Here is a 26,200-nt window from a genome sequence, read left to right on the forward strand (position 1 = left end):
GCGCGTTACAGCGCGTTGTCAAGAAAGTACCATTGGTCGAGATTGGCGCGGACAATCGGCTCGATGATGGAATTGAGCAGGACGACATCGTCGACGATGCCGGCCGCCGGCTCCCGCTCAGGCAGGGTTACAGGCTTGAGGGCGAAAGCCTCGAATCTTGCCCCTTCCTTGCGCAGCACGTAACAGGGGCAGATCGTGGCGCCAGTCAGCCGCGCCAACCGCGCCACGACGGCGAGATTGCCTTCCAAATGCGGCTTGCGGCCGAGGAAGGGACCACGGATCCTGCCGGCGAACCCCTCGTCGCAGAATACCGAGATGACGCCGCCGTCCTTCAGGATGTTGATGGCCGGCCGGATGCCGTCCTTGCCGGGCGGCAGCAGACCATAACCGACCTTCAGGCGCACGCGCCTGGCTATCCAGGCCTGCGCCCGGCCGGCCGGCGGCGTGTAGTTGGCGGAAGGAGAAAGGCCGAGCCATACGAGCTTGGGGGCCAGCAATTCCCAATTGCCCAGATGCAGGCAGGCGACAATGACCGGGCCGCGCTTGTGCGCCTCGACGAAGTTTTCCATGTCATGCCAGATCACGCGGTCGGGCGTTGCGGCCAACCGCCGGACGATGGAGAATTCCGTCATGATGCGGCCCTGGTTCCGCCAGCTGCGCTTGAGAATGTCCTCGCGCTCCGCCTCCGAGGCATCAGGCAGAAGGCGCTTGAGGTTGTTGCGAGCCTTGTTCACGCCCTTGGGATACCAGCGCGGAATGGCGAAGGCGCCAAGCCAGGCACCGGCTGCCGAGCACCAGTCCGAAGGCATCGCCTTCAGGCCGAAATGTACCGTCAGGTCGAACAGGTTCTTGAGGTTGCCGCTGACATGATAGCGGAACGCCTTCCGCCGCCTGTCGCCGCCGGCAAACAGATCGGCGAGCGGCGGCGCGGATGGAGCGGTATAGATCCAGGCCTGCCGCTTGGTCACCGCCGTCTGCTTCTCGCGCTCCTTCATCGGCTCATTCCTTGTCGCGCCGGTGCAGCGTCACCGGCAGCCCTCCGCGCGGGCGCAAGGTCAGGCGGCATTGCGGCTCGACATGGGCGCCTTCCGCCACGCGAACACGGAATTTCTGGGCAAGGATGGCGAGGCAGAGGATCGCTTCATTCAGGCCAAACTGCAGGCCGGGGCAGACGCGGGGGCCGCTGGCAAACGGAATATAGCTGTAGGGGATGGCCTTGCCGCCCTTCATGAAACGCTCCGGCTTGAACAGATGCGCATCCTTGAAGAAGGCTTCCGTCCGATGCAGCAGCCAAGGCACGATCAGGATCAGCGAGGCGGGCTTCACGTCGATATCGCCGATCCGGTCGGCCTCTTTTGCCTGGCGTGCCAGAATCGGCACCGGTGGATAGAGCCGCAGCGTCTCCTCGATGACGGCGCGGCACCATTCGAGATTCGGGATATCGTCGAGCGTCGGCACGCGCTTGCCGCAAACGCGGTCGATCTCCTTATGGATCGCCTGTTCGACCCATTGTGCCTTTGACAGAAGATACCACGCCCAGGTCAGGGTTGCCGCCGTTGTCTCGTGGCCCGCCATGAAGATGGTGGCCGCCTCGTTGCGCAGTGCTACGACATCGAGTTTCAGTTCCGGGTTGCGCTGCTGCCGGCGAACCAGCAGTTCGACCATCGAATTGTCATCACCTCGTCCGGCGAGATGATCCTCGACCACTTTGTCGATAATGCCGTGAATGCGCGACACCGAGCGGCGCAGTTTGGGCGTGCGCAGCACCGGCAGGCCTTCGTCGAAGCCGAGGAAATAGCCGATATTGATCGAATCGATCAGCGACTGGTAGCTCTCGAAACCTTCGGTTACGGCGTTCGCGCCATCTTCGCCGATATCGTTGCCGAAAACACTGCGGGCAATGATCTCCGCGGTCAGCCCTGCCATCTCGTAAAGGGCATTGACCGTGGTGCCTTCCGGAATAGTGCTCCAGCGCTCGGCCAGTTCGGTCGCGGTGTTCTCCATGATCTTGCCGAACATCGGCAGCCGGTTTTTGTGAACGATGTCGTTGACCAGCGGGCGGCGCTGCTTCCAGGTCTCGCCATCGGAGATGAACAGGCCGTCGCCGAGCAGGAATTCGAGCGCGCGCCGCATCTGGGGTGTCTTGCGCTCGAAATTCTCGTGGCGCTTTGCGACGACGTAGCGGATCGCGTCTGGCGAATTGACGACGACGATCTGCCGGCCGAGCAGTTTCATCGAGGTGACGCGGTCGGTATAATCGTTCTTGCGCCAGACGGAGAGGAAGTCATGCCGAGCCTGCAGCATCAGCCGCAGGGTGCCGGGTTTTCCCTTGTAATAGGCTGCACGTGCCGGTTCGAAGGATTTCTTCCTGAGCTTTTCAACGATCCGGGTGGATTGTCGCAGACTGAAAAACATGCCCGGCTGCCTTCGTTCATCTAGAGGCGAGGCGCGGTGCGCTGCAGGCCGTTTGTCGGGCTACCGGATAGCAGCAAAATCGCTCGGTGCAAAACGCTTTCGACATGAAAAGCCCCGCCGTCGAAACGGCAGGGTTGTGAAAAATTGACGGTTCCGGACGATATGTCGGGGACGTTCGCTCAGCGCAAATCCGCGCAGGCCTTGGTGATCCGTTCCAGCGCTTCGCGCAGTTCGGTCTCCGAGGTCGCATAGGAAATGCGGAAGAACGGCGAGAGCCCGAAGGCGGAACCCGGCACGACGGCGACATGGGCGTCGTCGAGCAGATAGGCACAGAAATCGCTGTCCGTCTCGATGCGCTTGCCGCCGGGTGTCGTCTTGCCCAGAACGCCGGCGCAACCGGAGAAGGTGTAGAAGGCACCTTCCGGAACGCGGCAATCCAGACCCTCGATGGCATTGAGGGCGGAGACCACCAGATCACGGCGGCGTTGGAAGCTCGCCGTGCGTTCCTTCAAGAAATCCTGAGGTCCGTTGAGAGCGGCAACCGAGGCGGCCTGGCTGATCGAGGAGGGGCAGGAGGTCGCCTGGCTCTGTACCACCGCCATGGCCTTGATCAGTTCACGCGGGCCGCCGGCATAGCCGATGCGCCAGCCGGTCATGGCATAGGCTTTCGACACGCCATTGACGGTGAGCGTTCGGTTCTTCAGCGCCGGCTCAAGGGCAGCCGGGGTGACGAATTTGAAATCGTCGTAGACGATGTGCTCGTACATGTCGTCGACCAGCAGCCAGACATGCGGATGCCGAAGCAGGACATCGAGCAGCGGGCGGTAATCGGCTTCGCCATAGGCGGCGCCCGAGGGATTGGATGGCGAGTTCAGCATCACCCAGCGGGTTCTCGGCGTGATCGCCGCTTCCAACTGTTCGGCCCTCAGTCGGAAACCTGCCGCTGCGTCGCAAGCGATGAGAACCGGCTTGCCTTCGGCGATCTCGACGATGTCCGAATAGGATGTCCAGTAGGGTGTCGGGATGATCACTTCGTCGCCGCGGTTGAGCGTCGCCATCATCGCATTGAAGAGAATCTGCTTGGCGCCGGTCGCGACCGTGATCTCGTCCAGTTCGTAGGAAACGTCGTTTTCACGGGCGAACTTGCTCTGGATCGCCTTCTTCAGTTCCGGCGTGCCGTCGAGCGCGGTATATTTGGTCTGGCCCTTCTGCAAGGCCTCCCAGGCAGCCTGCTTGACATGGTCAGGCGTATCGAAGTCCGGCTCGCCGGCGCCGAGGATGATCACCGGCTTGCCGTCGCGCTTCATGGCTTGCGCCCGGGCGCCGATTTTCAGGATCTGCGAAACGCCGATCGTGGAAATCCGCGAGGCGGGCGAAAAGCCCGCCTCCTCGACCTTGGTGTTGATGGTCATGACCGGTGCCTTTCGATCTTATTCGATGTCGAAGGATACGCCCTGTGCCAGCGGCAGGGCCTTCGAATAGTTGATCGTGTTGGTGGCACGGCGCATATAGGCCTTCCAGGCATCCGAGCCGGATTCGCGGCCGCCGCCGGTTTCCTTCTCGCCGCCGAACGCGCCGCCGATCTCGGCGCCCGAGGTGCCGATGTTGACATTGGCGATGCCGCAGTCGGAACCATCCGGCGACAGGAAGCGCTCGGCTTCCTGCAGGTCGAGCGTGAAGATCGACGAGGACAGGCCGGCGCCAACCGCATTGTGATCGGCAACAGCGGCGTCGAAATCGCTGTATTTCATGACGTAGAGGATCGGCGCGAAGGTTTCTTCGGTGACCGGGCCATCCTGCTTCGGCATTTCGACCAGCGCGGGCTTCACATAGTAGCTGTTGGCGTGGCCGAGATCGACGCGCTCGCCGCCGGTGATCGTGCCGCCATGGGCCTTGGCTTCGGCGAGCGCCTTCTGCATGCCGTCGAAAGCCGGCTTGTCGACCAGCGGGCCGACCAGCGCGGTGGATTCCAGCGGGTTGCCGACCGAAACGCTCTGGTAGGCCTTCTTCAGGCGCGGAACCAACTGGTCGTAGACGCTGTCATGGACGAACAGGCGGCGCAGCGTCGTGCAACGCTGGCCGGCGGTGCCCATGGCGCCGAAGGCGATGGCGCGGAGCGCCATGTCGAGATCGGCGGACGGGCAGACGATGCCACCATTGTTGCCGCCCAGTTCGAGGATGGCGCGGGCAAAACGCTTGGCAAGGCGCGGACCGACGTCACGGCCCATGCGAGTCGAGCCGGTGGCCGAAACCAGCGGTACCTTCGGATGATCGACCATGACTTCGCCGATGGTGCGATCGCCGATCAGGACGGCGGTCAGGCCTTCTGGCGCATCGCCGAAGCGGGCGAGCGCCTTTTCAAGGATAGCCTGCGATGCAAGGGCGGTGAGCGGCGTTTTTTCCGACGGCTTCCAGACGACGGCATTGCCGCAGACGAGCGCCAGTGCCGTGTTCCAGGACCAGACGGCAACCGGGAAGTTGAAGGCGGAGATGACGCCGATGACACCCAGCGGATGCCAGGTTTCCATCATTCGGTGACCGGGGCGCTCGGTGGCGATCGTCAGGCCGTAAAGCTGGCGGGAGAGGCCGACGGCGAAATCGCAGATGTCGATCATTTCCTGCACTTCGCCGAGACCTTCCGACGGGATCTTGCCGGCTTCGATCGAGACGAGGCGGCCAAGATCGGCCTTGTGGGCGCGCAGTTCCTCACCCAGCAGGCGGACCAGCTCACCGCGCTTCGGGGCCGGAACGAGGCGCCAGGCGCGAAACGCTGCATCGGCTTTTTCAATCTTGGCGGCGGCATCGGCGGCCGAAACCGTCTTCAAGCTGGCGATCTGTTCGCCGGTGACCGGCGAGAAGGAGGCCATATCGCCGCCCGTATAGAGGTCCTTGGAAACGCCGAGCTTTTCCAGAAGGGCCGTGGTTTCCTGAACGACATTCACCGTCTTCGTTGCAATGTTCATGTGAGCAAACTCCCGTTTTCTTGTCTGAAAGGACTATCCGAAGCGCACTGTGCCGAGGGCTCCCGGCGAGGTGATGGCCTTGAGGCCCTGGGCCATGTCCTTGATCTTCTGTTGCGTATAAAGGTCGTAATAGGCCTGGTTCTTGCGGCCGATGGCATGTTCGGCACTGAAACTGCCGTTGAAATCCCTGACCGCGATGGCGAATACCCAGTCGCGCAGGCGCTGTTCGAAAGCCTTGTCCGATGCCGAGGCGCTGTCCTTCGGCACCACCAGATTGAAATGCACGCCGCCGTCGCCGATATGGCCGAAATCGCAGATCGTCACGTCCGGAAAGATTTCAGGCATCTCCGTCTTCATCCGGTCGCAGAAGGCCATGATATCACCTCTGCGGAAGGAAAGATCAAACGCGATCAGTTTTCCCGAATGCTTGACGCCCTCCGACAAGGCATGCCGCAAGGCCCACATTTCATGGGCCGGACCGACAAAGGCGTCGGCGAGCGGCGCGTCCTCGGTTTCCCAGATTTCGGCGAGCACCTGCTCCAGCACGGCATCGAGCGACTGTTCTCCCTCGCGTGGCGCCCAGGTGCGGGAGATTTCGGCGAGGATCACGTAATCCGGCACGTTGCCGCCCTGAAAGGGATTTTTCAGCGACGAAACATGATCGAGCGCGGCGACGATCGAATTGCGCGAAATGCCTTCGAAAGCAGATAGATAAGCACCGAGCCGCTCTTCCATGGCGCGCAGCAGAGGCATGACATGGGCACCGCTCGACGGTACCAGATAGGCGGTCGCCACCTGCTTCGGAAGGACTTCGAGATTCACAACGCATTCGGTGATGATGCCGAAGGCGCCGGATGTGCCGATGAAGGCCTGTTTCCAGTCGATGCCGGTGTTGTTCTTGCGCAGGTCCGAGGTCAGGTCGAGGATCGTGCCCTCGTCATCGGCCAGGACCACCTTGATGCCCAGCGTGTTGCGGCGCACGTCGCCATATTTCAGGAAGCGCGAGCCGCCGGTATTGGTGGCCAGCATGCCGCCCAGGCGCGGATCGGCGCCGAGATCGATCGGGAAGAACAGGCCGTGCTTCTCCAGCTTCTGGTTGACATCCGACAGCCGGAAACCCGCATCGACGGTCAGCGACCGGTTGTCGAGGTCGAGGTCGAATCGCTGCGTCATCCGGTCGAGGCTGAGCACCGCCTGCGTCTCCGTCGCATCCGGCGTCGAGCCGGAAACGAGGCCGGTATTGCCGGATTGCGGCACCAGTGCGATGTCGTTCTTCACGCAATAGGCAACGGCGGCCGAGACCTCTAGCGTCGTCTGCGGACGCAGCACAATCGCGGCTCGGCCTTCGTCATAGCGGGCGCCGGTCTGGTAGGCAGCCATATCCATGTCTCCGGTGACAAGGCCCTTGTCACCGAGGATGGCGGTCAACGCTGCGATATGCCCTTGGTCGATCATCGCCCCAGCTTTACTCCGCAGCCTCGGCGGATGAAAGCATCTGCCTGACATCGGCAATCGAAGCATGCTCGATCCCGGCATAGTGATCGAATTCGTTCAGCACCCTGGCGCCGAGGTCGAGTTCGAAGCGCTGCTGGTTCGGGCTTGCCACGAAGTCCTGGGCGGCATCGTCGCCGAGGTTGGACTGGAAGATGCCGGCGGCGCTGACGGGCAGGAAATCCTCGTAGACGATCGGGTCGAACTGGACGAGGCCGTCGGCGATCAGGCTGTCGAGGCTTGCGGACGCAGCCGCCCTCGCCTTGCGGCCCTTGACCGTCAGCGAGTAGGCGAAATAGCCGAGACCTTCCGCGCGGATGCCGGCCCAGGTGTCGGGGAAGGGTTTGAAGGCGTCGGACAGCGCTTGTTCGTATTCGGACGCATTCGAGCCGTCTGCCGCAGGGCGAACGATCTTGCGGGATGCGCTCAGGAGGTCGTCGTAGAGCGCACGGCCCTTGGGGGTGAGCGCGATGCCGCGCTGTTCGATCTCGCCGAAGCGGGCGGTGTGCGAGCCCTCTTTCCAGCTGCCGTCTTCAGCCTGGAAGGAGACCGGCTCTTCCAGCGCCTTGAACGAGGTCTGGCGCAACAGGATCGCGCATTTTCGGGTCGGCGGACCTTCGATGGTCGCCTTCGGGGCGATGGCGTATTCCGGCATCTGTTCCTGCACGGCATCGATATCAAGCGTGCGCGGCGTCAGGTGGTTGATATGCGGACCCTTGAACGAGACGACGTCGGCGATCAGCCGGTGGGCGTCGTGCAGGCGGTGATACATGGCTGGGCTCACATTGGCCTTGTCGTGCCAGCGAAAGGTTTCCAGCGCCTCGGCGACGAAACGCTCGGCATCGTCCTTGTCGAGGCCGCCCTGGCTTTCGGCCTTCTCCATCAGTGCGATGGCGCCGGGCGTGAAGATCTGGCGATTGGAAAGGATTTGTTCGGCCTCGGTGCGCAGGGTTTCGTCGGCGATGAGGTCGAGCCGCAGCAGCGAGGTGAAAACGCGGAAAGGGTTCTTCTTCAGCGCGGTGTCGCCGACCGGACGGAAAGCCGTCGAATGGACCGGCACGCCGGCGGTCGAGAGATCGTAATAGCCGACCGGGACCATGCCCATGACGGCGAAAACGCGGCGCATCATCGACAGTTCGGCGGGTGTTCCGAGCCGGATGGCGCCATGGCGTTCTTCGGAGATACGCTCCAGCGTGTCTGTGTCTTCCAGGCGGGCCTGAAGCTCGGGGTTTGCAGTCAACGTTTCGGCGTTCACCTTGCCGACCAGTTCCATCAGCGTGCCGTAGGCGGGCACTTCGGTGCGGTACATCGCCGACATCGCCGCCGAAAAGGCGATCCGGATATCGTCGGTGGATACGAAACTATTCTCTTTCACGACGGCACGCCTCGCAGTATGGAATGGATAGGTCGATCATTCTCATTTCGTATCATATAGGGTCAGTATGGGGATTGATTGCGACCGTTGTGACTATGATCATGCGAGGCCGGAATGAAGTTGAGCAGAAGACTGATCCCGGACGTCACCACGCTGCAGGCGTTCGAATGTGCTGCGCGCCACGGCAGCTTTACCCAGGCGGCGGCCGAGCTGAATCTGACCCAGAGCGCGGTGTCCCGGCAGATCAAGGATCTCGAAGGTCAGATCGGCGTGCTGCTTTTCGAGCGCGTCCGCCAGCGCGTCATCCTGTCCGATGCCGGGCAGAAATTCCTGCCGGAAGTGCGCCGCCTGCTTGCCCAATCGGAAGAGCTGATGGTGCGGGCCATGGCCTCCGCACGGTCCGAATCAACGCTGTCGATCGCCTCGCTGCCGACCTTCGGCAGCCGCTGGCTGACGCCTCGCCTGCCGGATTTCCTGAAACAGCATCCCGGCACCGTCATCAATATCGCCTCGCGCTCGCGGCCGTTCGATTTCGAGGAGCAGAATTTCGATCTCGCGATCCATTACGGTCAACCGGTCTGGGCGCATGCGACCTGCAGCTATCTCTGCAGCGAGATCATCGTGCCGGTGGCGAGCCCCGAGCTTTTGGCTCTCAATCCGATGACCGAGCCGGGCGAGCTTGAACACAAGCCGCTCCTGCATCTCGCCACCCGCCCGAAAATGTGGGCGCAATGGTTCGAGAGCAATGGCGGCGAGATGAAGTCTGCCTATCGCGGCAATCGCTTCGACCAGTTTTCCATGGTCATCGAGGCGGCGGTCGCTGGCCTCGGTTTCGCGCTGGTGCCGCGCTACCTGATTGAGCAGGAACTGTCGGGCGACAGGCTGAGCGTCGTCTTCGACCGGCCGATGCAGACGGAAAACAGCTATTATCTGGTCGTGCCGGAGGGCAAGCTGGAAAACCCCGTGAGCCAAGCCTTCCAGGCCTGGATCGTCAAGCAGGTCGGCTGAGCGGTTCGCCAAAACCGGTCCACTATCTGGAGTGGAACCTTTCACTGCTCCGCGCGTTCTGGTCTGGATGACCAGCATTAAAGAAGCAGTTTTGGACATTCTCCCGACATCAGCCGTGGAGGGATCGGTTCCGCCCGATCTTTCTTTCGCGCGACAGGCGCGAATTCGCCCACAGAACAGGCCCCGCTTCTTGCAACCAGTTGGCTCTACGGCTAAAAAATGCCTATTTCCTGCATCACGCAGCCCTGACACCGAAGCGACTGCCGCCTTCATTCTTTCCACCGCCCGTTCGGGCAATGCCGACGACAATGGTTTCCCGCCTGCGCGAAGCCCGATGGTTTTCGGCAAAGCGATGACGGGGCTTTAGGACTATGGTGGCGCAGAGCCAGACATCAGGGCAGCAGCCCATCCGGCCAGATGATGACGGCCGGATCCCTCAACACCGCTTGGATTCAGAACCCGTACCCATGCCTCTTCACAACACGCCGACCACGCCCGCGCGCGAAGCCGAAACCAAGCCGATCGATTATAACGATTCGATCCGCTCGACCTATTTCACCATCGACGAGCTTCGGGAATGCGGTGCGGCTCTCGCCCGCGATGGCGTGTCCAGTCTGCCGGGTTTCTTCCCCTTCGAATTCCGTCCGCGGCATCGTGAAAACGAAAACGAAATTTTCCGCGTCTACAAGGTGACGGCGACTGATGTGGAGGCTGGCGCCTCGATCACGCCAGCCGCCGAGTGGCTGCTGGACAACCATTATCTCGTCGAGGAATCCATTCAGGAAGTGCGGCGTGATTTTCCGCGCAAATTCTACCGCCAACTCCCGACGCTTTCTGTGCAGGGCACGACGATCCCGACGACCATGGCGATGGCCTGGCTCTATGTCGCTCATACCCATAGCACCGTCTCGCGCGAAAGCCTGACTGCGATGGTCGAGGGCTTCCAGCGGCATGAGACCTTCAAGATCGGCGAACTCTGGGCGCTGCCTTCGATCCTTCGCTTCGTTTTGATCGAGAACCTGCGCCGCATTGCCATCCGCGTCGATCGCTCACGCAACATGCGCAATAAGGCCAATGATGTGGCCGACCAGATCGTCCGCCTCGGAGATCCGGAAAAGTTCAAGTCGATTCTGGCCGAAGCCCAGCCGCTCTGTGCCGACAATACCTTCGTCGCCCAGCTTCTCTATCGCCTGCGCGACGGGTCGCAGACATCGAGCTTCGTGATCACATGGCTGGAAGACCAGCTTGAAAAGCGCGGCTCACATGTCGAGGAGGCGCTGGTCGCCGAGCAGAACCGTCTGTCCTCCGGCAATGCGACGATGAGCAACATCATCCGCAGCCTGCGCGAAATCGACGACAATGACTGGGCCGTCTGGTTCGAAAGCGTCAGCAAGCTCGATGATGCGCTGCGCCAGGGCTCGGATTATTCCTCGCTCGATTTCGGTTCGCGCAACAAGTACCGCAACACGATCGAACGGCTGGCCCGCCGCTCGGAATATACAGAACTCGAAGTCACCCATATCGCGCTCGACATGGTCAAGGAGCAGGTAAGCGCCGATGTGGATACGAGTGCCGCGCCACATGAGCCGAATGTCGGCAGTTTCCTCGTCGGCAAGCAGCGTCGATTGCTGGAAGCCAAGATCGATTACCGGCCCTCGGTGTCGCAGAACATCATCCGGGTCGGTCGCAAGCTGGATTGGCTGGCGATTGCCGGCCCGAATATCGTGCTGACCATCCTGGCGATGATCGCCGTCTATGTCTTCGTCAGCCCGATGGAAATTCCGACGGGCGCCAAGCTGATCATGCTGCTGCTGTTTGCCCTGCCGGCCTCGGAAGGGGCCGCCGGGTTCTTCAACACGCTGGTGACCCTATTCGTCACGCCGACGCGCCTTGTCGGGTATGAATTCCTCGAAGGCATTCCGCAGGATGCCCGCACCCTCGTCGTCGTGCCCTGTCTGATTTCGAAGCGCGATCATGTCGACGAGCTCGTGCGCAATCTCGAAGTCCACTATCTCGCCAATCCGAAGGGCGAGATTTACTTCGCTCTTCTGAGCGACTGGACAGATTCGAAGGAGGAAGAGACCGCCGCCGATCTCGACGTGCTCGAATATGCCAAGCGGGAGATCGAGACGCTGAGTGCGCGCTACGCGCATGACGGCCGTACGCGCTTCTATCTCCTGCATCGCCGCCGCCTTTATAACGAGGCCGAAGGCGCCTGGATGGGCTGGGAGCGCAAGCGCGGCAAGCTGCACGAGCTGAACCTGCTTCTGCGCGGCGACAGCGATACGAGCTTCCTCGCCGGGGCCAACACGGTGCCGGACAATGTCCAATATGTCATGACACTGGATTCCGATACGCGCCTGATGCGCGATGCTGTGACTAAGCTGGTCGGCAAACTCTATCACCCGATCAACCGTCCGGTCGTCGATCCCGTCACGCAGAAGGTGACGGCCGGCTACGGCATTCTGCAGCCGCGCGTCACGCCGTCGCTGACGACGGGCAGTGATGCCTCGATGTTCCAGCGTATTTTTTCGGTCAATCGCGGTATCGACCCCTATGTCTTCACCGTTTCCGATGTCTACCAGGATATTGCCGGCGAAGGCACGTTCACCGGCAAGGGCCTCTATCACGTCGATGCCTTCGAGGCGGCCCTGAAGGGCAAGATCGAGGAAAATGCCGTTCTCAGCCATGACCTTCTGGAAGGGTCGCTGGCGCATTGCGCGCTGGTCAGCGATGTCGAGCTGGTCGAGGATTTCCCGATCCGTTACGAGGTCGAGATGTCGCGCCAGCATCGCTGGGCGCGGGGCGACTGGCAGCTTCTGCCTTACCTGTTCAACCTCTCCAACGGCGTCAGCATGCTTGGCCGCTGGAAGATGTACGACAATCTGCGCCGCTCGCTGATCCCGGTCGCCTGGCTGATCGCGTCGGTGATGGGCTGGTACTACATGGAGCCGACCCAGGCGCTGATCTGGCAGTTCGTGCTGATCTTCAGCCTGTTCGTCGCGCCGACCATGTCGCTGGTCTCGGGCATCATGCCGCGCCGCAACGATATCGTCGCGCGCGCACACCTGCATGCCGTGATCTCGGAAATCCAGTCCGCGAACGCTCAGGTCGTGCTTCGCATCGTCTTCATCGCCCATTCCGCCGCCATGATGGCGGATGCCATCTGCCGCTCCGTCTACCGAACCTTCGTTTCCGGAAAGCTGATGCTGGAATGGCGCACGGCAGCCCAGGTTCAGAGTTCGGCCGGCGGCACGGTCTGGGATTATTACCGGTCGATGTGGATGGTTCCGGTCCTGTCGGTGATTTCGCTGGCGCTTGCCGCGATCTCGGACACGGGTCTTCCCTTCATCGGCATTCCCTTCGCGATCCTCTGGGCTCTGTCGCCTGCCATCGCCTGGTTCGTCAGCCAGTCGGCGGAGACCGAGGACCAGTTGGTCGTGCCGGACAATGTCGTCGAGGAACTGCGCAAGATCGCGCGCCGGACCTGGCTCTATTTCGAGGAATTCGTCACCGCCAAGCAGCATTTCCTGCCGCCGGACAATTTCCAGGAAATCCCGCATCCGATCCTTGCGGAGCGCACGTCGCCGACCAATATCGGTGTCTATCTGCTGTCGGTCATGTCGGCGCGCGATTTCGGCTGGATCGGTTTCGAGGAAACGGTTCGCCGCCTCGAGGAAACGATCTCGACGCTCGATGGAATGCCGAAATTTCGTGGTCACCTCTACAACTGGTACAAGACCGACACGCTGGAAACCATGGAGCCGAAATACGTCTCCGCCGTCGATAGCGGCAATCTTGCCGGGCATCTGATCGCGGTCTCGTCCATGTGCCGCGAATGGGCGGAAGCGCCCTCGGCGCATGTTCAGGGCAATCTGGACGGTATCGGCGACGTCGCTTCCATCCTGTCGGAAGTGCTGGGCGACCTGCCGGATGACCGCAAGACGGTTCGGCCGCTACGCCGCCTGATGGAAGAGCGGATCGTTGGCTTCCAGAATGCGCTGGCAACCGTCAAGCGCGAACACGAATTCGCCTCCATCCGGGTGATCAACCTGGCGGTTCTGGCGCGCGACATCCAGAAGCTGACGCTCAATCTCGACCATGAGGTCAAGAGCGCCCAGAGCAGCGAAGTGACGAAGTGGGCGACCCTGCTCGTCAATACCTGCGAATCCCATATTGCCGACGGTGTGTTCGATCTCGGTGCCATCGAGACGCTGCGCCAGCGTCTGGTCGTGTTGCGCGACCGCGCCCGTGATATCGCGTTTTCAATGGACTTCAGCTTCCTGTTCCGCCCCGAGCGGCGCCTGCTGTCGATCGGCTACCGGGTCAATACCAACGAACTGGACGAGGCCTGCTACGACCTTCTGGCGTCGGAAGCGCGCCTCACCAGCCTGTTCGCCATAGCCAAGGGTGACCTCCCGACGGAGCACTGGTACAAGCTCGGCCGTCCGATCGTGCCGATCGGCGCGCGCGGCGCGCTGATCTCGTGGTCCGGCTCGATGTTCGAATATCTGATGCCGCCGCTGGTCATGCAGGAGCGTCAGGGCGGCATCCTCAACCAGACCAACAACCTGATCGTCCAAGAACAAATGAACCATGGCCGCCGTCTCGGCACGCCCTGGGGCATTTCGGAAGCGGCCTTCAATGCCCGCGACCATGAACTGACCTATCAGTACACCAATTTTGGTGTTCCGACGCTCGGTCTGAAGCGTGGCCTTGGCCAGAACGCCGTTATCGCGCCCTATGCGTCGATCCTCGCCTCGATGTACGATCCGAAGGCGGCGATCGCCAATCTGGAGCGTCTGCGCGCGCTCGGGGCGCTTGGCGTCTACGGTTTCCACGATGCTGTCGACTTCACTCCGACCCGCGTGCCGGAAGGCAAGACCTGCGCTGTCGTGCGCAACTACTATGCCCACCATCACGGCATGTCGATCGCGGCTGTCGCCAACGTCGTCTTCAATGGGCGTCTGCGTGAGTGGTTCCATGCCGATCCGGTTATCGAGGCGGCCGAACTGCTGCTGCAGGAAAAGGCGCCGCGCGATATTCCGATCATCAACACCAAGAAGGAGCCGGAATCGCTCGGCAAGGGTCAGGAAGACCTGCTGCGCCCCGAAGTCCGCGTCCTGACCAATCCGCTCGCCAAGGACCGCGAGACGGTGTTCCTGTCGAACGGCCATTACTCGATCATGCTGACGGCGACCGGTTCTGGCTATTCGCGCTGGAACGGCCAGACCGTTTCTCGTTGGAAGGCCGATCCGACCGAGGATCGTTCGGGCACCTTCATCTTCCTGCGCGACACGACGAGCGGCGACTGGTGGTCGGCGACGGCCGAACCGCGCCGTGCCGCCGGCGAAAAGACCATGACGCGCTTCGGCGACGACAAGGCCGAATTCATCAAGACCGTCGGAGATCTCACCAGCGAAGTCGAATGCATCGTCGCCACCGAGCACGATGCCGAAGGTCGCCGGGTTATCCTGCTCAATACGGGCACGGAAGACCGCTTCATCGAGGTCACATCCTACGCCGAGCCCGTTCTGACGACGGACGACACCGACAGCGCCCATCCGATGTTTGCCAAGATGTTCCTGCGCACCGAAGTCGATCCGAAGGGGGACGTCATTCGCGTCACCCGTAACAAGCGCAGCCCGAGCGAACCCGACATGCAGGTCGCGCACCTCATCGTCGATAATGCCGCGAGCACAAGGCATACCGAGGCCGAGACCGACCGCCGCCGCTTCATCGGCGTTGGCCGAACGCTTGCCGAGGCGCAGGCCTTCGACAGCGACGCCAAGCTTTCGGGCGCCGACGGTTATACGCTCGATCCGATCGTCTCCCTGCGCCGCGTCGTGCGCGTGCCGGCCGGCAAGAAGGTCAGCGTGATCTTCTGGACCATAGCCGCACCCGACCGCGACGCCATCGACCGGGCGATCGACCGCTATCGCCACCCGGACAGTTTCAACCACGAGATGATCCACGCCTGGACCCGTTCCCAGGTGCAGATGCGCCATGTCGGCATCACCTCGCAGGAAGCGGCCAACTTCCAGATGCTCGGCCGTTACCTTGTCTATCCGGACATGCAACTGCGCGCCGATACATCGACGGTGCAGGCCGGTCTTGCGCCGCAATCGGCGCTCTGGCCGCTGGCGATTTCGGGCGACTTCCCGATCTTTACCGTCCGTATCAACGACGACATCGACCTCGGCATCGCGCGCGAAGCCCTGAAGGCGCAGGAATATCTGCGCTCGCGCGGCGTCACCGCCGATCTCGTCATCGTCAACGAACGCGCCGCATCCTACGCACAGGACATGCAGCACACGCTGGATGCCATGGCGGAAAACCTGCGCCTGCGCGGCCAGCCTGATGGCCCGCGCCAGCATATCTTCGCGGTTCGCCGCGATATCATGGAGCCGCAGACCTGGGCGGCGCTGCTATCGGCCTCGCGTGCGGTCTTCCATGCCCGCAATGGCAAGATCTCCGACCAGATCGCCCGTGCCGAGAACCTGCTGACCAAGCCGGTGAAGGACGAGGACACTCCGGTTGCGCCTCTTCTGGCTGTAATTGATGAAGACAGCGGAATTGCCGCCGCCGATATTACTGGCGACGGGCTGGAGTTCTGGAACGGTTATGGCGGCTTCTCGCCGGATGGCCGCGAATATGTGACGCGCCTGCGTGGTGGCGAAGCGACGCCGCAGCCATGGATCAACGTCATTTCCAACGAAACCTTCGGCTTCCATGTGGCGGCGGAAGGTGCTGCCTTCACTTGGGGCAAGAATTCGCGCGACTATCAGCTGACGTCCTGGACCAACGATCCGGTGATCAACCGTCCGGGTGAGGCGATCTTCATCCGCGACATGGACAGCGGCGCGGTCCTGACGCCCTATGCGGCCCTGTCGCGCCGCAAGTCCGTCACCTTCGAAACCCGCCACGGGCTCGGCTATTCCGTGTTCCACAGCGTGCAGGACAGGATCGAGGTCGAGGTCAGCCAGACGGTCCACCGCCAAGCCCCGGTCAAATATCTGCAGCTGCGGCTGAAGAATACGTCCGGCGAGGCGCGCAGCCTCAAGGTTTATTTCTATGCGGAATGGCTGCTCGGCAACAACCGCGCCAAGACGGCGCCGTTCATCCTCTCGCATCATGACGAGGTAAGCGGTGCCGTGCTGGCGACCAATCCCTACAGCGTCGATTATTCCGGCCGGACCGCCTTCCTGGCGGCGAGTGAAAAGCCTGTTGGTTTCACCACCAGCCGACGCGAGTTCCTGGGCAGGGCCGGCAGCATCTACGCGCCGCAGGCCGTGATCGACGGCGGCGCGCTGTCGGGTTCGGTAGACGCCGATGGTGATCCTTGCGGTGCCATCGTGCTCGATGTGAAGCTCAAGGCCGGCGAGAGCCGCGACCTGACCTTCTATATAGGCGATTCCGACAATGCCGCCCAGGCGCTGGAGCATCTGGAAACCGCGCGGCAGACCACGTTCGAAGGCGCTCTGGAAGCGTCGCGCAGCTATTGGCAGGACTTCACCGGCATTCTTCAGATCGACACGCCCGACAAGGCGTTCAACAACATGGTCAATGCCTGGCTGCCTTACCAGAGCCTCGGTTGCCGCATCCTGGCACGGTCGGCCTTCTATCAGGCCAGCGGCGCCTTCGGCTTCCGCGACCAGCTGCAGGACACATTGGCCTTCATCGTCCACCGTCCGGAGCTTGCCAAGGCGCAGATACTCAACGCGGCCGCACGCCAGTTCCCCGAAGGCGACGTTCTCCACTGGTGGCTGCCGGGCACCGGTGCCGGTGTCCGCACGCTGATCTCCGACGATGTCGTCTGGCTCGGTCATGCCGTGCAGTATTATTGCTCGGTTACCGGCAAGAGAGACATTCTCGACGAGCAGATCGCCTTCATCGAAGGTGCTGCGCTCGAGCCCGGCCAGCATGACAGCTTCTTCCAGCCCACCGTGTCGGAGCGGCGAGTCAGCCTCTACGAACATTGTGCGATCGCGCTTGATCTCGCCATTGCCCGCAAGGGTGACAACGGCCTGCCGTTGATCCTCGGCGGTGACTGGAACGATGGCATGAACCGCGTCGGCATCGAAGGCCACGGCACGAGCGTCTGGCTCGGCTGGTTCCTCGCCACCACGCTGCGCTCCTTCCTCGTCATCGCGCGCGAGCGTGGCGATACGAAGCGGGTCGAGACATGGGAGGCGCATCTTCCGGTCCTCAAGCAGGCGCTGGAAACCGCCGGCTGGGATGGCACCTATTACCGTCGCGGCTATTACGACAACGGCACGCCGCTCGGCACAGCCGATGCCAAGGAATGCCGCATCGATTCGATCGCCCAGTCCTGGAGCGTCCTGTCCGGCGAAGGCGATCCCGCACGCTCGATGCAGGCCATGGATGCGGTGCTTTCAGAGCTCGCCGACAGCGAACACCAAATCATCCGGCTTTTCACGCCTCCTCTGTCCGGGACGGCGCAGGATCCGGGTTATATCAAGGGTTATCCACCCGGCGTACGCGAGAATGGCGGGCAATATACCCATGCGGCTACCTGGGTGGTGTTGGCGCTTGCGGCCCAGAACCGCACCGAGGACGCCTGGCGCGCCTTCCAGATGCTCAACCCAGTCAATCACTCCACTGACCGCGACAGCGCCGACCATTACCGGGTCGAGCCCTATGTCGTGGCGGCCGATGTCTATGGCCATGGCGAGCTGACGGGGCGCGGCGGCTGGACGTGGTATACAGGTTCCGCCGCATGGCTCTATCGCGCTGCCGTGGAAGGTATTCTCGGCATTCGCAGGCAGGGCGACAGGCTGATCATCCGGCCTGTCCTGCCGAAGAGCTGGACCGGGTTCTCGGCGACACTCAACATCGATGGCAAAGCCTATGCGATTTCCGTGACGAAACAGGGAGAAAGCGACGAGCCGGTGGTGAGCGTCAATAATACTGTCACAAAAAACGCGCATGAAGGCGTTTTGTTGTAGCTGCCGGTGCGTCATGAAACGTGAAAGATCGGCTTTGCACCAGAAGGCGCAAGGCCGGTTTTGTTTTGACCACAGGCGGACACATCGCGTCGATGGGGCAGGGGCACTGAACCCGGACGAGACAAGACTACATGCTGCAAAAACTGGATTTTCCCGCGCCTGCCGCCGATGGGCGCGCGGCCATTGTACCGCCTCTTCGCGACACACGCCTTGACGTGTACCGCGCACTTTGCCTCATCATGATCTTCATCAATCATGTGCCGGGGCAATATCTCGAATTCCTGACGACGAAGAATTTCGGCTTTTCCGATTCCGCCGAGGCCTTTGTGCTGATTTCCGGGCTTTCGGCCGGGCTCGCCTCTGGGCGGAAGTTCGTCGTCGGGCGCCGTCTTGCCCTCAGCCTCAAGATCTGGCGGCGGGCCTTCACGCTCTATGTCGCGCATATCATGACCAGTATCATCACGCTGGCGATCTTTGCCGGCGGCGCGCTCTATTTCGGACGGCAGGACTTGGTCGGCGAGATCAACATCCGGCCGCTGGTCGATCATACGGAACAGGGTATCGTCGCCATGGTCCTGCTTGGCCATCAGCTCGGCTACAACAACATCCTGTCCATGTATGCGGTGGTCTTCCTGATCCTGCCCGCGATACTCTGGCTTTACGGGCGCAGTCCATTCCTGTTGTTCATGGCATCGGCGACGCTCTGGCTGGCCGCCGGCATCTTCATGATCGTGCCGCTCAATTTCCTCGACGAGGGCTACTGGTTCCTCAATCCCTGGTCCTGGCAGTTCCTCTTCGTCATCGGCATGATCTGCATGATGCGCGCCCGCGCCGGTCATTCCCTGCCGCGCCATCCGGTTCTCGTCCTCCTCGCCGGCGGTTATGTGACGCTGTCGTTCTTCTGGGTGTCGTTGTCCTGGTGGAATATCGACTTTTCCTACGGACTGCCGGCCGTGCTCACCGGCTTCGACAAGACCTTTCTGTCTTTGACACGCCTGCTGCATGTGCTGTCGCTTGCCTATCTGCTCGCCGTTTTCCCCATCTTTAATCGGCTGACGCGGCTGAGGATCGATCATCCGCTAGTCATGATCGGGCGTCATTCCCTGCCGGTCTTCGTCTTCGGAACGATCCTCGCCATGGTCGGACAGGTGCTATTGTTCGTGACCGGGCGCGATCCCGTCTGGGGATCGTTGTTTGTCGTGCTCGGCATCGCGCTGCATTTCGCCTATGCCCGCTATCTCGACTGGATCGTCGGACTGGCCCGGCCGGAAGTCGCGCCGGCTTGATCCGTCCCGCTCGTCTCACCGCGGATATCAGACCGCCACGGGCGCATCTCCTGTCCGCACCGCGTTGCCCCGTCTGCCCCACCCGAGCTGCGCCCTACAATACAAAAATCCCCGCGGCGGGCCGCGGGGATCGGAAGGTTTGGTTGATCGAACTCGTCGGTCAGGCGGCGGCGTGGCTCTTGCGGACATCGTCGTCCGTCAGGATGCCGCTGGCGCGGAGCAGTGCGGCGAAGCGGCCGTTGCTGTGGCTCAGTTCATTGAAACCGCCCATCTCAACGACCCGGCCCTGATCCATGAAGATCACCAGATCGGCCTCGCGCACCGTCGACAGGCGGTGGGCGATGATGAAGGTCGTGCGATCCTTGCGCAGGTTGTCGATCGCAGCTTTCACCCGGTTTTCAGTCTCGACGTCGAGCGCGCTGGTCGCTTCGTCGAGGACAAGGATCGGCGCATTCTTCAGGATCGCGCGGGCAATGGCGATACGCTGGCGCTCGCCGCCGGACAAGCGGTTGCCCCGTTCGCCGACGCGGGTGTCGTAACCGCTCTGGCGACCTTCGATGAAGTCGGCGGCAGCGGCGGCTTCGGCGGCGGCCATGACTTCGACGAGCGAGGCATCCTCGCGGCCAAGGCGAATGTTATCGCAGATCGAGCGATTGAGCAGGCCTGCATCCTGGAACACGGTGGCGATCGAGCGGCGCAGCGACTTGCGGGTCACCGTCGAGATATCGATGCCATCGACCAGAATCTTGCCGCCGGCCGGCTCATGAACGCGCTGCAGCAGGTTGACGAGGGTGGTCTTGCCGGCGCCGGTCGGGCCAACGATGGCGATCGTCTGGCCGGCCTTGGCCGTGAAGTTCACATCGCGCAGACCTTCGTTCGAATTGGCGAAGTTGAAGGAAACGTCGCGGAATTCGACTTCGCCACGGACATGATTGAGTTCACCGGCATCGGCGGGTTCTTCGCGTTCGCGAACCGAGTCTTCCAGCACGAAGAAGTCTTCCAGCTTGGCGCGGGCTTCGAAAATCTGCGTCACGAAGGCCTTCATCTGGTCGAGACGGCCGATCAGGAGATTGGCAAAGCCGATGAAGGCAATGACGTCGCCGACGCCCAGTTCGCCCTTCTGCACCAGGAAGGTACCGATGACGAGAATGGCCATCATCGAGATCGTGGACGCCATGCGGTTCAGCGCGCTGGCCAGCGCCCACCAGTCGAGGACCGGCAACTGGGCCGAGATCAGCTTCTGGGTGAAGTTCCTCAGCTCGCGGGTTTCGGCTTCGATGCGGTTGTAGCTATGCACGACCGACACGTTGCTGATCGAGTCCGACACATGTGAAAAGACCGTGTGATAGTGATCCTCGACAGAAGCCTGACCTTCCTTGGTGCGCGTCATGACGAATTTTCCGACGATGACATAGAGAACCCCGAGAACCACGAGGACCAGCGACAGGCGCACATCCATGGCAAAGGCGGTCGGAATGAGCAGCGTCAGCGCAACCGCCGTGGCGAGATGCTGACGCATGAATTCGAGCCAGAGGCCGAACAGCGTCTCGCAGGCGCGCAAAAGCGTATGAAGCGCGTTCGAGGTGCCGCGCTGGGTGTGCCAGGACAGCGGCATGGAAATGATGCGGCCGAACGCTTCGGTGATCAGGGTCGAGCGGCGGGTATGCGCCAGCCTGTCAGCTTCGCGGGCGACAAGCACGAAGGCGACGGTATTGAACACGCCAAGGCCTGCCCACATCAAAAGCATCGGCGTGACGCCCTGCTTGGAAGAGATCGCGTCGATGATGCGGCCGAACAGGATTGGCTCGGCAATCGTGATAACAGCCAAGACGATATTGGCGATAACGATCGCGGAGACGCGAAGCTTGTGAACGGCAAGATACTGAAGCGCTCTTGCATAGATCTGGAACAATGACACTGTCTTATCCCTTTTGGGCAGCTGGTTTGCGGTGCAATGAAAAGCAACAGGCATTCGCATCGCGGCATAAGTTCAGAAAGGAAGAGGAATGGGCAGCTGGGTTGTCTTTATGACCTGATCTGGATCGACCCAGAAAAAACCCTTGCCGTTTCCTGTTCTTCTCTCGTCTTCATGACCCACGCCTGCACGATCGAATAAACTTTGAGGTCGAGCGTGCAAGCCTGCCTGTGATACGTTGCTGGAAGCAGCGAAACGCCACTCCGGCAGATATCCATAGTCTGCTATTTTTTACATCTTGCGGTTCAGTGCCGATGCAGTGATAGGTAGTCTCATGATTGACGATACGGATTATCGCGGCTGCAACATGAATGGGTGCTGAACAAGCCATTCATGTTGCGCCGCAGCAGTTTATTTGAGCGTGGGACACTGATTTTTAGAGGGGATTTTATGAATATCACGCTGCTGGTCCAGTTTCTGGCGCTCATCGACGAAATGAGAAGCAGGGACGAGATCGTCCAGGAGTTCGAGCGGCTGCTGGATCGCTACGGCTTTGATTATTACGGCATCGTTCGCCAACCCAAGCCGGACGAAAATCCCCTGAGCCTGCTGCTTGCCGGCCGCTGGCCCGATGGCTGGCCGCAAATCTACATTCGCAAGAAATACGTCATCATCGACCCGACGATCCGTTTCCTCGGCCACGCGCAACGCGGCTTCCGCTGGCGCGACACCGCGGTTGCCTTCCGCTCCGATCCGCACCGCAAGCGCATGGAGCGCATGATGGTGGAGGCCCGCAATCACGGTCTTCATGACGGCTACATCTTCCCGGTCCACGGACGTCGCGGCCTGCTCGGCAACATGACCGTGGGCGGTCGGGTCGTCGATCTCTCGCCGGTCGAGATGAGCCTGTTCGACGGCGTCGCCAAGAAGCTGTTCTGGCGCCTGCTCGAACTGACCGACCCCGCTGTTCTTGCCGAAATGGTGTCGACTGTCGATGTGCAGATGACGCGGCGTGAAATGGAGGCACTCAATTATCTCGCCGATGGCATGACCTCGAACGAGATCAGCAAGGTTCTTGATATTTCCAATCACACGGTCGATTGGTACATGAACGGCATCCAGGAAAAACTGAAAGCCAAGAACCGGCATCACGCGGTTGCATTGTCGTTCCGGCTGGGCCTGATCAACTGACGCAACAAGGTTGCGTTATGACTTAAACTGAAATTGAACTTCTTGTGACGACGCGCTAATAGTGCTTTTCGCGGTGCAGCATTTCCGCGTTTCAAGTCTTGAGGAGTTCGACTTGCCCATTTCCAAAATCCTTGTCGCCAACCGTTCGGAAATTGCCATTCGCGTGTTTCGCGCGGCCAATGAACTGGGAATAAAAACGGTTGCGATCTGGGCGGAGGAAGACAAACTCGCGCTGCATCGGTTCAAGGCGGACGAGAGCTACCAGATCGGTCGCGGTCCGCATCTGGCCCGTGACCTCGGCCCGATCGAAAGCTATTTGTCGATCGAGGAAGTGATCCGCGTCGCCAAGCTTTCCGGAGCGGATGCGATCCATCCCGGTTACGGCCTGCTGTCGGAAAGCCCGGAATTCGTCGATGCCTGTCATCAAGCCGGCATCACCTTCATCGGCCCGACCGGCGACACCATGCGCCGTCTCGGCAACAAGGTGGCCGCCCGCAACCTGGCGATCGAGATCGGCGTTCCCGTCGTTCCGGCGACCGACCCGCTGCCGGAGGATGAGGCGGAAATCCGGCGTCTCGCCGACGAGATCGGCTATCCCGTCATGCTCAAGGCCTCCTGGGGCGGCGGCGGTCGCGGCATGCGCGCCATCCGCGACCCGAAGGACCTGATCCGCGAGGTCACCGAAGCCAAGCGCGAGGCAAAGGCCGCCTTCGGCAAGGATGAAGTCTATCTCGAAAAGCTGGTCGAGCGTGCCCGCCATGTCGAAAGCCAGGTTCTCGGCGATACGCATGGCAATGTCGTGCATCTGTTCGAGCGTGACTGCTCGGTGCAGCGCCGCAACCAGAAGGTCGTCGAGCGTGCGCCGGCGCCTTACCTGACGCAAGAACAGCGCGAGGAACTGGCCAACTATTCCACCAGCATCGCCAAGGCGACCAACTATATCGGCGCCGGCACGGTCGAATATCTGATGGATATGGACAGTGGCAAGTTCTACTTCATCGAAGTCAATCCGCGCATCCAGGTCGAGCATACGGTCACCGAAGTCGTGACCGGCATCGATATTGTCAAGGCGCAGATTCACATCCTCGAGGGCTTTGCGATCGGCACGCCGGAATCGGGCGTCCCGAAACAGGAAGATATCCGCCTCAACGGCCATGCACTGCAGTGCCGCATCACCACCGAAGATCCTGAGCAGAACTTCATTCCCGACTATGGCCGCATCACCGGCTATCGCTCGGCCTCTGGCTTCGGCATCCGTCTCGACGGTGGCACCGCCTATCCTGGCGCCGTCATCACCCGCTACTACGATCCGCTGCTGGTGAAGGTCACCGCCTGGTCGCCGAACCCGCAGGAGACGATCGCCCGCATGGATCGTGCGCTGCGCGAATTCCGCATTCGCGGCGTCGCCACCAACCTGACCTTCCTCGAAGCGATCATTTCGCATCCGAAGTTCAAGGATAACAGCTACACGACGCGCTTCATCGACACGACGCCGGAGCTGTTCCAGCAGGTCAAGCGCCAGGACCGCGCCACCAAGCTGCTCACCTATCTCGCCGATGTCACCGTCAACGGTCATCCGGAAGCCAAGGGCCGTCCGAAGCCGAACGCGGATGCGGCAAAGCCGGTCGTTCCCTATATCGACGCGCCGATCCAGCCGGGCACCAAGCAGAAGCTCGACGAACTCGGCCCGAATAAGTTCGCCGAATGGGTGCGCGCCCAAAGCCAAGTCCTGATGACGGACACGACCATGCGTGACGGCCATCAGTCGCTCTTGGCAACGCGCGTGCGCACCTACGATATTGCCCGCGTCGCCGGCACCTATGCCAGGGCGCTGCCGAATCTCTTCTCGCTCGAATGCTGGGGCGGGGCGACCTTCGACGTCTCCATGCGATTCCTGACGGAGGATCCGTGGGAACGTCTCGCGCGTATCCGCGAGGACGCACCGAACCTGCTGTTGCAGATGCTGCTGCGCGGCGCCAACGGCGTCGGCTACAAGAACTATCCCGACAATGTCGTGAAGTATTTCGTCCGCCAGGCGGCCAAGGGCGGCATCGACGTCTTCCGCGTCTTCGACTGCCTGAACTGGGTCGACAACATGCGCGTGTCGATGGATGCCGTCGCCGAGGAGAATAAGATCTGCGAAGCGACGATCTGCTATACCGGCGACATCCTCAACTCGGCCCGCCCGAAATATGACCTGAAATACTATACAGCGCTTGCCGGCGAGCTGGAAAAGGCCGGTGCGCACATGATCGCGGTCAAGGATATGGCCGGCCTCCTGAAGCCCGCCGCGGCACGTGTCCTGTTCAAAGCATTGCGGGAGGCGACCGACCTGCCCATTCATTTCCACACGCATGATACGTCGGGCATCTCGGCTGCGACCGTGCTTGCGGCCGTCGATGCCGGCGTTGACGTGGTCGATGCGGCTATGGATGCCTTCTCCGGCAATACATCGCAGCCGTGCCTCGGCTCGATCGTCGAGGCGCTCAAGGGTTCCGAGCGGGATCCGGGCCTCGATCCGGAATGGATCCGCCGTATCTCCTTCTATTGGGAAGCGGTGCGCAACCAGTACGCCGCCTTCGAAAGCGACCTCAAGGGACCGGCATCCGAAGTCTATTTGCACGAAATGCCGGGCGGCCAGTTCACCAACCTCAAGGAACAGGCCCGTTCGCTGGGTCTGGAAACCCGCTGGCACCAGGTGGCGCAGGCCTATGCCGATGCCAACCAGATGTTCGGCGATATCGTCAAGGTGACTCCGTCCTCCAAGGTTGTCGGCGACATGGCGCTGATGATGGTGTCCCAGGACCTGACGGTGGCGGATGTCGAAAATCCGGCCAAGGACGTCTCGTTCCCCGAATCGGTCGTCTCGATGCTGAAGGGCGACCTCGGCCAGCCTCCGGGCGGATGGCCGAAGGCGCTGCAGGCCAAGGCCTTGAAGGGCGAACAGCCCTATACCGCCGTTCCCGGCTCGCTCCTGCCGCCGGCCGACCTCGATGCGGAGCGCAAGGCCATCGAGACCAAGCTGGAGCGCGAGGTCTCCGACTTCGAATTCGCCTCGTATCTGATGTATCCGAAGGTCTTCACCGACTACGCGCTGGCCGCCGATACCTATGGTCCGGTCTCGGTCCTGCCGACGCCCGCTTATTTCTACGGTCTCTCGGCTGGCGAAGAGTTGTCGCCGGCGCTCGAAAAGGGCGTTTCCCTCGTCATCCTGCATCAGGCGACGTCCGAGCCGGACGAACAGGCCATGGTCAAGGTGTTCTTTGAACTCAACGGCCAGCCGCGCCTGATCAAGGTTCCCGATCGCAACCGGGCCGCCTCCTCGGCCGTTCGTCGCAAGGCCGACCTCGCCAACGCCGCTCATCTCGGCGCACCGATGCCCGGGGTCATCTCGACGGTCTCCGTCTCCGCCGGCCAGACGGTCAAGTCCGGCGACGTGCTGCTGTCGATCGAAGCGATGAAGATGGAAACGGCGCTGCATGCCGAAAAGGACGGGACGATCGCCGAAGTGCTGGTTCGCACCGGCGACCAGATCGACGCCAAGGATCTGCTGATCGTCTACGGCGCTTGATAGCTTTCTTCCAATT

12 protein-coding genes are annotated in these 26,200 nt (G+C 61.6%); 5 read left to right on the forward strand and 7 right to left on the reverse strand.

What is annotated here, in order from left to right; all coding sequences use genetic code 11:
• Positions 1-5: 5 nt before the first annotated feature.
• The 6 genes from ACST81_RS02925 to hglS form a co-directional block, all read right to left on the reverse strand.
• Positions 6-995, reverse strand: coding sequence for a lysophospholipid acyltransferase family protein (locus tag ACST81_RS02925; protein WP_438751310.1), 990 nt, complete (start codon positions 993-995; stop codon positions 6-8).
• 4 nt (positions 996-999) lie between these two features.
• The gene (locus tag ACST81_RS02930; RefSeq protein ID WP_438751312.1) at positions 1,000-2,415 is read right to left on the reverse strand and encodes a cytochrome P450; all 1,416 of its coding nucleotides are present in this window, start codon (positions 2,413-2,415) and stop codon (positions 1,000-1,002) included.
• A gap of 179 nt (positions 2,416-2,594) precedes the next feature.
• Positions 2,595-3,827: a pyridoxal phosphate-dependent aminotransferase gene (locus ACST81_RS02935; protein WP_438751314.1), complete on the reverse strand. Its 1,233-nt coding sequence runs from the start codon at positions 3,825-3,827 to the stop codon at positions 2,595-2,597.
• Positions 3,828-3,845: 18 nt separating this feature from the next.
• On the reverse strand, positions 3,846-5,378 hold the full coding sequence (gene amaB / locus ACST81_RS02940; RefSeq protein ID WP_438751315.1) for an L-piperidine-6-carboxylate dehydrogenase: 1,533 nt from the start codon (positions 5,376-5,378) through the stop codon (positions 3,846-3,848).
• Between the two features lie 33 nt (positions 5,379-5,411).
• Positions 5,412-6,833, reverse strand: a complete 1,422-nt coding sequence (locus ACST81_RS02945; protein WP_438751316.1) for an FAD-binding oxidoreductase — start codon at positions 6,831-6,833, stop codon at positions 5,412-5,414.
• 10 nt (positions 6,834-6,843) lie between these two features.
• Positions 6,844-8,244, reverse strand: coding sequence for a 2-oxoadipate dioxygenase/decarboxylase HglS (gene hglS, locus ACST81_RS02950; RefSeq protein WP_438751317.1), 1,401 nt, complete (start codon positions 8,242-8,244; stop codon positions 6,844-6,846).
• A gap of 114 nt (positions 8,245-8,358) precedes the next feature.
• Here hglS and ACST81_RS02955 point away from each other — a divergent pair, with 114 nt between their 5' ends.
• The 3 genes from ACST81_RS02955 to ACST81_RS02965 all read left to right on the forward strand — a co-directional run bounded on the left by ACST81_RS02955 (position 8,359) and on the right by ACST81_RS02965 (position 19,507).
• A complete protein-coding gene (locus ACST81_RS02955) occupies positions 8,359-9,252 on the forward strand; it encodes a LysR family transcriptional regulator (RefSeq protein ID WP_438751318.1) in 894 nt (297 codons plus the stop codon).
• 467 nt (positions 9,253-9,719) lie between these two features.
• Positions 9,720-18,221 (forward strand): GH36-type glycosyl hydrolase domain-containing protein, encoded by an 8,502-nt coding sequence (locus tag ACST81_RS02960; RefSeq protein ID WP_438751320.1) that lies wholly within the window; start codon positions 9,720-9,722, stop codon positions 18,219-18,221.
• A gap of 131 nt (positions 18,222-18,352) precedes the next feature.
• Entirely contained in the window at positions 18,353-19,507 is a 1,155-nt protein-coding gene (locus ACST81_RS02965) for an OpgC family protein (RefSeq protein WP_438751322.1), read from the forward strand.
• Positions 19,508-19,667: 160 nt separating this feature from the next.
• Here the strand turns inward: ACST81_RS02965 and ACST81_RS02970 are convergent, their stop codons facing one another.
• Complete coding sequence (locus ACST81_RS02970) at positions 19,668-21,425, reverse strand: glucan ABC transporter ATP-binding protein/ permease (protein ID WP_438751323.1); 1,758 nt, start codon at positions 21,423-21,425, stop codon at positions 19,668-19,670.
• Between the two features lie 447 nt (positions 21,426-21,872).
• On the opposite strand from ACST81_RS02970, the gene ACST81_RS02975 reads away from it, so the two are divergent.
• Entirely contained in the window at positions 21,873-22,613 is a 741-nt protein-coding gene (locus tag ACST81_RS02975; RefSeq protein WP_438751325.1) for a LuxR family transcriptional regulator, read from the forward strand.
• A 112-nt stretch (positions 22,614-22,725) separates the two neighbouring features.
• Positions 22,726-26,184, forward strand: coding sequence for a pyruvate carboxylase (gene pyc, locus ACST81_RS02980; protein ID WP_438751326.1), 3,459 nt, complete (start codon positions 22,726-22,728; stop codon positions 26,182-26,184).
• Positions 26,185-26,200 lie beyond the last annotated feature (16 nt).

Origin of the sequence: Pararhizobium sp. O133 (genome assembly GCF_051669845.1) — a bacterium.
Classification (GTDB): Bacteria; Pseudomonadota; Alphaproteobacteria; order Rhizobiales; family Rhizobiaceae; genus Pararhizobium.